Source organism: Microcystis sp. M079S1 (assembly GCF_020246425.1).
GTDB lineage: Bacteria > Cyanobacteriota > Cyanobacteriia > Cyanobacteriales > Microcystaceae > Microcystis > Microcystis aeruginosa.
The window spans coordinates 1-8,315 of record NZ_JADBSZ010000013.1 but is presented as its reverse complement, the minus strand read 5'-3'; the positions used below and the strand labels follow the sequence as shown (position 1 = coordinate 8,315).

At 45.9% G+C, this 8,315-nt stretch carries 9 protein-coding genes and 1 pseudogene; 5 read left to right on the top strand and 5 right to left on the bottom strand.

Features of this window, described 5'->3' with window-relative positions:
* On the top strand, window positions 1-715 hold a 715-nt coding region (locus tag IM456_RS00790), incomplete at its 5' end, for an Rpn family recombination-promoting nuclease/putative transposase (RefSeq protein ID WP_287693790.1).
* A 22-nt stretch (window positions 716-737) separates the two neighbouring features.
* A complete protein-coding gene (locus tag IM456_RS00785; protein WP_287693788.1) occupies window positions 738-968 on the top strand; it encodes an Rpn/YhgA-type helix-turn-helix domain-containing protein in 231 nt (76 codons plus the stop codon).
* A 64-nt stretch (window positions 969-1,032) separates the two neighbouring features.
* Here the strand turns inward: IM456_RS00785 and IM456_RS00780 are convergent, their stop codons facing one another.
* The 4 genes from IM456_RS00780 to IM456_RS00765 form a co-directional block, all read right to left on the bottom strand.
* Window positions 1,033-2,115, bottom strand: a complete 1,083-nt coding sequence (locus tag IM456_RS00780; protein ID WP_287693786.1) for a 6-bladed beta-propeller — start codon at window positions 2,113-2,115, stop codon at window positions 1,033-1,035.
* 222 nt (window positions 2,116-2,337) lie between these two features.
* Window positions 2,338-3,516 (bottom strand): LL-diaminopimelate aminotransferase, encoded by a 1,179-nt coding sequence (locus IM456_RS00775; RefSeq protein WP_287693784.1) that lies wholly within the window; start codon window positions 3,514-3,516, stop codon window positions 2,338-2,340.
* 16 nt (window positions 3,517-3,532) lie between these two features.
* Window positions 3,533-3,895 (bottom strand): thioredoxin family protein, encoded by a 363-nt coding sequence (locus IM456_RS00770; protein ID WP_081106816.1) that lies wholly within the window; start codon window positions 3,893-3,895, stop codon window positions 3,533-3,535.
* Window positions 3,896-3,940: 45 nt separating this feature from the next.
* Window positions 3,941-4,819, bottom strand: coding sequence for an ABC transporter permease (locus IM456_RS00765; protein ID WP_287693782.1), 879 nt, complete (start codon window positions 4,817-4,819; stop codon window positions 3,941-3,943).
* A gap of 198 nt (window positions 4,820-5,017) precedes the next feature.
* Between IM456_RS00765 and IM456_RS00760 the strand changes: the two genes are divergently transcribed.
* The 3 genes and pseudogenes from IM456_RS00760 to cobT all read left to right on the top strand — a co-directional run bounded on the left by IM456_RS00760 (window position 5,018) and on the right by cobT (window position 6,754).
* Window positions 5,018-5,251, top strand: a complete 234-nt coding sequence (locus IM456_RS00760) for a hypothetical protein (RefSeq protein ID WP_149986967.1) — start codon at window positions 5,018-5,020, stop codon at window positions 5,249-5,251.
* Window positions 5,239-5,649 (top strand): annotated as a pseudogene (locus tag IM456_RS00755) (type II toxin-antitoxin system VapC family toxin). The gene IM456_RS00760 and the pseudogene IM456_RS00755 overlap by 13 nt, the downstream one beginning before the upstream one ends.
* Window positions 5,650-5,674: 25 nt before the next feature.
* The gene (cobT, locus tag IM456_RS00750; protein ID WP_149986968.1) at window positions 5,675-6,754 is read left to right on the top strand and encodes a nicotinate mononucleotide-dependent phosphoribosyltransferase CobT; all 1,080 of its coding nucleotides are present in this window, start codon (window positions 5,675-5,677) and stop codon (window positions 6,752-6,754) included.
* Between the two features lie 142 nt (window positions 6,755-6,896).
* Here cobT and IM456_RS00745 read toward each other — a convergent pair whose 3' ends face one another.
* Complete coding sequence (locus IM456_RS00745) at window positions 6,897-7,934, bottom strand: fatty acid desaturase (protein WP_149986969.1); 1,038 nt, start codon at window positions 7,932-7,934, stop codon at window positions 6,897-6,899.
* Window positions 7,935-8,315: the final 381 nt, after the last annotated feature.

Genomic DNA, 8,315 nt, shown 5'->3' with positions numbered 1-8,315 from the left:
CTCCTTAACCGTCCTCGACCCGACGGAATTACAATTAGACCCCATTCGGGCCGATTCTCTGATTTTGTTGCAGTCAGAGGAATTGATTCTCCATACTGAATTTCAAACCGACCCCGACTCCAAAATTCCTTTCCGAATGCTTGATTATCGGATTCGCGTCTATCGTCGTCATCCCCAAAAACAAATGCGTCAAGTGGTAATTTATCTGCGACGCAGTGATTCCCCCCTAGTACAAGAAAATACTTTCCGTCTGGGGGAAACCTTTCATTCTTTCCAAGTCATCCGTCTTTGGGAAGAAAATACACCGCAATTTTTCCATCATCCCGGTTTATTACCCTTTGCCATCCTCAGCAATACCGATGATCCCGAACAGGTGTTAAGTCAGGTGTCCCGTTCTTTAGAAACTATCCCCGAAAAACAGGTGCAAAGCAATCTCGCTGCCGCTACCAGTATTCTCGCCGGGTTAGTATTAAATCGGGAGACGATTAAAAAAATCCTTCGGAGTGACATTATGAGAGAATCCGTCATCTATCAAGATATTTTAGAGGAAGGCGAGGAAAAAGGACGACAAGAAGGACGACAAGAAGGTAAAGAAGAAAAAGCCCGACAAATTGCCCTAAAAATGCTATCTGCTGGTTTTCCTATCCCAGAAATCGCCCGATTTACCGATTTATCCCCCGCAACTATCGAGGAATTACAATCGAGAGACGATTAAAAAAATCCTTCGCAGTGACATTATGAGAGAATCCGTCATCTATCAAGATATTTTAGAGGAAGGCAGAGAGGAAGGCAGAGAGGAAGGCGAGGAAAAAGGACTAAAAAAAGGCTTGCAAGCGGGTAAAGAGGAAAAAGCTCGACAAATTGCCCTGAAAATGCTATCTGCTGGCTTTTCTATCCCAGAAATCGCCCAATTTACTGATTTATCCCCCGACGCGATCGAGGAATTACAAAGACAGCAGCACAATTAAAGCTTTTTACCGCAAAGGATGGGGAATTAGGGAAATTTCGGCTCATCTCCCCACCCCACACCGATTAACCCCGTTTAGCGAGGCGACGCACCACTAAACCGCCCCCTAGTATGCCTAATCCGATAATACTAGAAGGTTCAGGAGTTCCTACTGGCGGCTGACCCTGGCTGAATACCTGTACCCGACTGTTGCCCGTATCGGCTACATAGATATTACCACCGCTACCGACGGCGATACCGTAGGGTTCCAAGAACTGACCGTTCCCCGAACCTTGGCTACCCAAAGTGGACTGGAAGACACCACTGGGGTCGAATACCTGTACGCGACTGTTGTTCGTATCGGCTACATAGATATTACCACCGCTATCGACGGCGATACCGTAGGGGGTATTGAACTCACCGTTCCCCGAACCGAAGCTACCGAAAGCGAACTGGAAGACACCACTGGGGTTGAATACCTGTACCCGACTGCTGCTCGTATCGGCTACATAGATATTACCACCGCTATCGACCGCGATACCGGAGGGGTCCAAGAACTGACCGTTCCCCGAACCAGGGGTACCGAAAGTGGACTGGAAGACACCACTGGGGTCGAATACCTGTACGCGACCGTTGCTCGTATCGGCTACATAGATATTACCACCGCTACCGACAGCGATACCTTGGGGCAGACTGAACTCACCGTCCCCCGTACCAGAGCTACCGAAAGCGGACAGGAAGTCACCATTGGGTTTGAATACCTGTACGCGATCGTTGAACGTATCGGTTACATAGATCTTACCACCGCTACCGACGGCGACACCGGAGGGGTCCAAGAACTGACCGTTCCCCGAACCTTGGCTACCGAAAGTGGACTGGAAGACACCACTGGAGTTGAATACCTGTACGCGGTTGTTGTTCGAATCGGCTACATAGATATTACCACCGCTATCGACGGCGATACCGAAGGGGACTTGGAACTGACCGTTCCCCGAACCAGGGGTACCGAAAGCGAAGGAAAAACTGGCCGCAGTGGCACTGGTGGCGATACCAACACATCCGATCGCAGTGGCCGTGACTAGGGAAAAGGATTTGAGCAGAGCCTTTGATAAGCTATGCTTCTCCCCCCCCCATGATTTATAAGTTGGGTTAATGACATAAAACTTCATAAAATTAAACTGATTGTAACCTACCCCCTTCCTTTAGCAATTGTCAAGGACTTTTTCCAAAGGTGTGCGATTTTTGGGGCAAAAATTCACTAATTACGCTTCTTTACGCCCTAAAGCTACTTTTAATTGTCAGTTTTGACCGTTGAAAGATAGTATTAAAGCCAGAAACCCATAGCAAAATCAGGATTTCGCTTTATGCCAAACACAGGTTAAATATCAGATTTATCCCAAAAAAGCGCCAATTTTCTCCACGGCAGCCTCTAGAATATCGGGATCGTGAACTAAGGCAAAACGCACATAACCCTCGCCACCCTTACCAAAACCGGAACCGGGGGAAACAGCAACACCGGTTTGGGCCACCAATTGCCGACAAAAATCGACGGAATTACCCGGCCAACTGGGGGGAATTTTCGCCCAAACGTACATAGTGGCGGCCGGGGTGGCAACTGGCCAACCGATGCGATTTAGGGCATTAATAAACACATCCCGGCGTTTTTGGAAGATAGCGACGGTTTCCTTGACTGAATCTTGATTACCGGTTAAAGCAGCGATCGCCCCGTTGAGGATGCCCAAATACTGATTAAAATCAACCATGGCTTTAATCTGTCGCAAAGCCATAATTAACTGCGGGTTGCCAATGGCGAAACCGATGCGAAAACCGCCCATATTATAGGACTTAGAAAAGGTAAAAAACTCGATCGAATTAGTTTTAGCTCGATCGGCCTGTAAAATTGACGGGGGGGGCGATGTTCCCGCAAAAAAGATGTCTAGATAGGGAAAATCGTGGATTAAAACTAAATTATGCTGACGGCAAAAATCGACCGCTTTTTGGAAAAATGCCAAAGGTGCGATCGCTGTGGTGGGATTATGGGGATAACTCAAGACCATCAGCTTCGATTGTGCCAGCACTAGGTCAGGAATGTCCTCTAAAACCGGCAGAAAGTCATTTTTTGCCAAAATTGGCATTCCATAGATTTGACCGCCAGCAAGGGCAACACCGCCCAAATGGGAGGGATAACCCGGATCGAGCAGCAGGGCAAAATCCCCGGGGTTGAGAAGGGCCAAAGGTAGATGGGCCGTGCCTTCCTGAGAACCAATTAGGGGTAAAACCTCCGTTTCCGGGTCGACGGGGACACCAAAGCGATCGCTATACCAGTTAGCGGCAGTTACTCGGAAGTCTCTGGTCCCATTATGGAGTAAATAGCCGTGGGTGTGAGGATCGTGGAGAGATCGCTCTATAGCATCGATAACATGGGGAGCAGCACCAAGATCGGAGGAACCGAGCGAAAGATCGATAATGGTATTACCCGCTTCTCTACTGGCAGCTTTTGCCCGATCCATATCGGCAAAAACGTTGGATTGTAGTGCCTGTAAGCGGTGTGCTAGGGTTAAGTTATTCATAACCACAGATACCTAATTAGCTGACATAGGTATCGATAAAAGATTGTAATTGTTGTTTGCCGATCGCCCCTTCATGAGTGGCAATAATTTCGTTATCTTTAAAGATGCGTAAAGCAGGAACACCTTTCACATCACATTTAGCCACCGAGTTGGGGTTAGGGTCTATTTCTAGTTTAACTACTTTTAGCCGTTCGCCGTAGGTTTTGGCCACCCAATCGATCGAGGGGGATACCAAACGACACGGACCGCACCAACTCGCCCAAAAATAGACTAAAACGGGTTTTTCGACCTCAAAAACCTCTTGGTCAAACTTCTGATCGCTAATGACAGTTACGCTACTCACAGTATTTATTTCCTCACCATCGCTACTGATCATCATAGAGGTTCTGGGTAATTTTCGGCAATTATCCACTTCTACGCTTCCTTAAACATTAGGATCGAAGACATCGCGTAAACCATCACCGATAAAATTAATACTTAACACTGTGATCACGATAGCCAGAGCCGGAAAAATGACCAAGTGGGGGGCAGTTGTCAAGTAATCTTTAGCTTTAAATAACATTTGTCCCCAAGTCGGCACATCGGGGGGGAAACCCAAACCCAAAAAACTCAGGGTTGACTCGGTAATAATCGCATTACCCACCGCTAAAGTAGCCGCCACGATTATCATTCCCAAAACATTAGGCAATAAATGCACCCAGATTAAACGGAAAGGAGTGGCCCCCAAAGCAATCGCAGCCGAGATAAATTCCATCTCCCGTAACTTTAAGAAATTTCCCCGCACCAATCGCGCCACCGACATCCAATTTAAACCCCCGATTACTAAAACCACGAGGATAAAAATGCCCGTTTCCGGTCCAGCGATTTTTTTGATACTATCGCGAAATAGATAGACAATCAGTAAAAGTAGGGGCAATTGGGGCAAAGATAGGAATAAATCCGTTAATCGCATCAATAAGCCATCGATCGCGCCCCCGTAAAACCCAGAAATAGCTCCGATCGCTGTCCCTAGAATCATCGCCACCATCATAGCAGCAATGCCCACCGCTAGGGAAATTCGACCCCCCACCAAAATCCTCGCCAATTGATCCTGGCCCAGATCATTAGTCCCAAAAAGATGTTTTAAACTGGGGGGAGCAGTGGTTTGACTAAAATCAATGGTATCGATGGGGACCCGATAGAAAATCGGACCGAATAGGACAGCAAGAATAATTATAATTAATGCGATCGCTCCTATTGTTGCCAGGGGATCTCGGTAAAAACGTCGCCAAGTATCGATAATTGCAGAAGACAGGGGAGACATAAGCTGTTAAGTGTTTAAATTACTTTTTGAGACGAGGCACTCTTGCATTAGGGGAGATTCCGCTAATCTAAGAATAAACGGTTTAAATGAGTCTTTTTAGTCTGCTGTATTTTAGGTAAAATCTCAAGATGAGTCCCTTTATTGAAGGAACCGTTGTGTTATAGTATAACTCAAGTTCAGAAAATAGAGAGTAAAACTATGACTGTTAAAGAACTTATTCAAACAGCAATTGATAATTTACCTGAAGAACAACTAGATGAACTTTATCAATTAATTAAAAATTTCACCGCCAGCAAAAATAACTTATTAGAAGAAAAGCCATCCTTATTCAAACGGCGTTTTCCAGTTGAGAATATGGTGGATAAAGCTAAAATACTAGGTGATATGGTCAGTCCTGTTGTAGATGAAGAAGATTGGGAATGTCTGAAGTAATTGTGCTTGATACGCATATTTGGTTGTGGTTAATAAATGGCAATTTTGACAGATTTCCCGATCATTGGCTAGAAAAATTGGAGTTAGCAGAATCTCTCGGAGTTTCACCCATTTCTTGCTATGAAATAGCCCTTGCTAACCAACGGGGAAGATTAGAACTAAGTTATCCTCCTCAAGAGTGGATTCAACAAGCTTTAACAATGGCTAAAATAGATATATTTTCAATTCCCCCCGAAATTGCCATTAGAGCCGTTAATTTATCTCCCATTCACAAAGATCCTTTTGACCGTATTATTATGGCTACCGCCTGAGCATACGAGGCAAAACTGGCTAGTATTGATAACTTATTTCCTAAATATGTTGAAATCAAAGACCATCTCATGGAGAGAGCGAAATAGTGATAAGTAAGGACAAAATCAACAGATGATTAAAATTTACACGGAAATCGAACGGGGGCAAAATTGGTTACAGCGCCATCAAAAATGTTGTCCGATATTTGCCCTAGTTTTGGGGTTTACCGAGACGGGATTAATCCCCGGAATCTCCACCGCCGGTGCTACCCCGGAAGACAGAAAATATACAGCGATCGCCGATGCCGAATTTATCGTTAAAGGAGTTTCACCCCATCCCCGTTATCCCTTACCCCCCCTAACGGTGGGGGCCTCCCCCGCCTATATTACCCGCGCCGTGGTGGAAAAATTAGCCATTCCCGTCCTCGTTTTTAACGCCGGTTTACCCTTGCCCCCGGCCGTCGATTATATCGAATTGGGGGGACAACCGGCCCGTTGTCTCTCCACCGGCCGCGCCCTAGACCTGACCATAGTAAAACACCTGTTCGCCCAAGGACTAACCTGGGGAGAAAAATTAGCCCGCGAGTCTAGTTATCTAATTATCGGCGAGTGCGTGGTCGGCGGCACCACCACCGCCCTCGCCATCCTCACCGGATTGGGTTATCGAGCCAACGGCAAAGTTAACAGTAGCCATCCCCAGTGCAATCATGCTCAGAAACAGGCAATAGTTGAGCAGGGATTAGCCGGAAAAGAAATTTTTGATTCTTTTGAGGTAATCGCCGCCCTAGGCGATCCTCAGCAGATTTTCGTCGCCGGCATGGCCATCGCCGCCAGTGGGCAGGGTGGGGTACTCCTCGCCGGAGGAACCCAAATGTTAGCCGTTTCTGCCCTAATTCAAGCTCTAGTGGCTAAATATGCCTATCCGGTTAACTGGGAAAATATCATCGTCGGCACAACTCGCTGGGTAGCGGAAGATAAAACGGGGGATACGGTGGGATTAGCCCGCATGATCGGAAAATTGCCTTTATTAGCCACACAATTAGACTTTTCTGCCTCTAAATACCCGGTTTTGCAAGCTTATCAACAGGGTTTTGTCAAAGAGGGAGTGGGTGCGGGGGGATGTGCGATCGCCGCTTGTCTGTACCGGAATTGGACTAATCAAGATTTGGTCAAAGCGATCGAAAATGTAATCGGGTTTCAACTAAACTGTTGACTATCTATGTCGCACTAAGTGCTTCAGGTCTTCACCCCGACATTTTTAGACAAAGACTTTATCGCCAGTTTTGGCAACTATTCTCGGTGTGAGAGGAGGAGGCAGATTTTTCTGCCGTTTCCTCCTCATAGCTAAGACAGGATCAATTTTTGCGGTAAAAAACCTTACTGCCTTGGTCACTGACAAAATGACAATTGCGGTAGGACCGCCAGAGAGATTTGAAAATCGGTTCTTTCGAGATGCGATAATAGTCTCCTAAGACGGGACGGATGGCCTCGGTTGCTTCTTGGAGATGATAGTGGGGAATAGTGATAAAAATGTGATGGGCGACGTGAGTACCAATTTGGTGATGGATGGGATTAAAGATGCCATAATCGCGATCGATGGTAGAAAGCGCCCCTTTGAGAAAGTACCAATCTTGACCGCGATACCAGGGAATATCATCTTCGGTGTGGTGTAGGAATGTCACCAAGTCCAACCAAACCACAAAGACGATATAGGGCATGATGTAGTAGTTAAACAGAAACCAAAAGCCTTGGCTAATACCCAACCCAATTAATAGACCTAACATAAAGGTACAGCAAACGGTGCTAGTCAGTACCTGCCACCGTTCCGAGGGGCGAAAGAGGGGGCTTTCGGGCATAAAATGGGACCCCTGTTTATTAGGAGAACGACGGAAAAGATAAAGCGGGTAAACAAATAAAATTAGCTGAAAACGAGCTAATTTTTCGTACCAAGCCATATTGTTATACTGGGTTTCCGTGACGGGATACCAACTTTCATCGGTGTCGATATTGCCGGTATTAGCGTGATGGGTGCGATGACTGATGCGCCAACCGTGGAAAGGTACGAGAATGGGAGTATGACTGAGATGACCGATTAAGTTATTTAACCAACGATAACGGGAAAAGGAACCGTGACCGCAATCGTGACCGACGACAAATAAAGCCCAAAACATGGTTCCCTGCATAAACCAAAAAAGGGGGAAGAACCAAGCTTGATTAATCTGGTAAGTTATCCAGTAAAGTAGGGTAATAATGCCAATATCAAAAAAAAAGTAGGCTAAAGAGCGAAAAACACTTGATTGGAAGCAACGGGCCGGGATAGCTAGACGGACATCCTGTAGGGTAAATGGCAAAAATTCTCTTTTTAGGGCAGGTTTAGGTAGGGTTTGGGACACTAGGTTATAACTCAAGATAGATGACAGGGCAGTATTGACGAAAGCTTGAGAACTAAACTTTTCTGTTTCTCGATGCGCTATCTTTTCTCTATCTCAGCTAGGAGCAGATAAGACCGAGCGATCGAGCGAATTTCGTCTAACTCACCAGAATTATATTGTAGGGCTTAATGTAACTTAACAAAAGCTCCTAGGGAAAGTTAATCACATTCTCCCCCTGTCTGTACCCTTGGACATCTAGTACAATAGACCTCTTGCAAAAGTCTTTCGTGATATAATAAAGGGTTATTTATTTTTGCCAATACTCTCACGAGACAGCGATCGCCACAATGAGATAGTGTTGCCAGCGTAATAAAAGAGTTTTTTGGTGATACTGTTTAAAAT

Bases quoted from the DNA above. Each gene is read 5' to 3' on its own strand.
- IM456_RS00785 (WP_287693788.1), top strand. From the start codon at position 738: ATGAGAGAATCCGTCATCTATCAAGATATTTTAGAGGAAGGCAGAGAG.
- IM456_RS00780 (WP_287693786.1), bottom strand. From the start codon at position 2,115: ATGAAGTTTTATGTCATTAACCCAACTTATAAATCATGGGGGGGGGAG.
- IM456_RS00775 (WP_287693784.1), bottom strand. From the start codon at position 3,516: ATGAATAACTTAACCCTAGCACACCGCTTACAGGCACTACAATCCAAC.
- IM456_RS00770 (WP_081106816.1), bottom strand. From the start codon at position 3,895: ATGATGATCAGTAGCGATGGTGAGGAAATAAATACTGTGAGTAGCGTA.
- IM456_RS00765 (WP_287693782.1), bottom strand. From the start codon at position 4,819: ATGTCTCCCCTGTCTTCTGCAATTATCGATACTTGGCGACGTTTTTAC.
- IM456_RS00760 (WP_149986967.1), top strand. From the start codon at position 5,018: ATGACTGTTAAAGAACTTATTCAAACAGCAATTGATAATTTACCTGAA.
- cobT (WP_149986968.1), top strand. From the start codon at position 5,675: ATGATTAAAATTTACACGGAAATCGAACGGGGGCAAAATTGGTTACAG.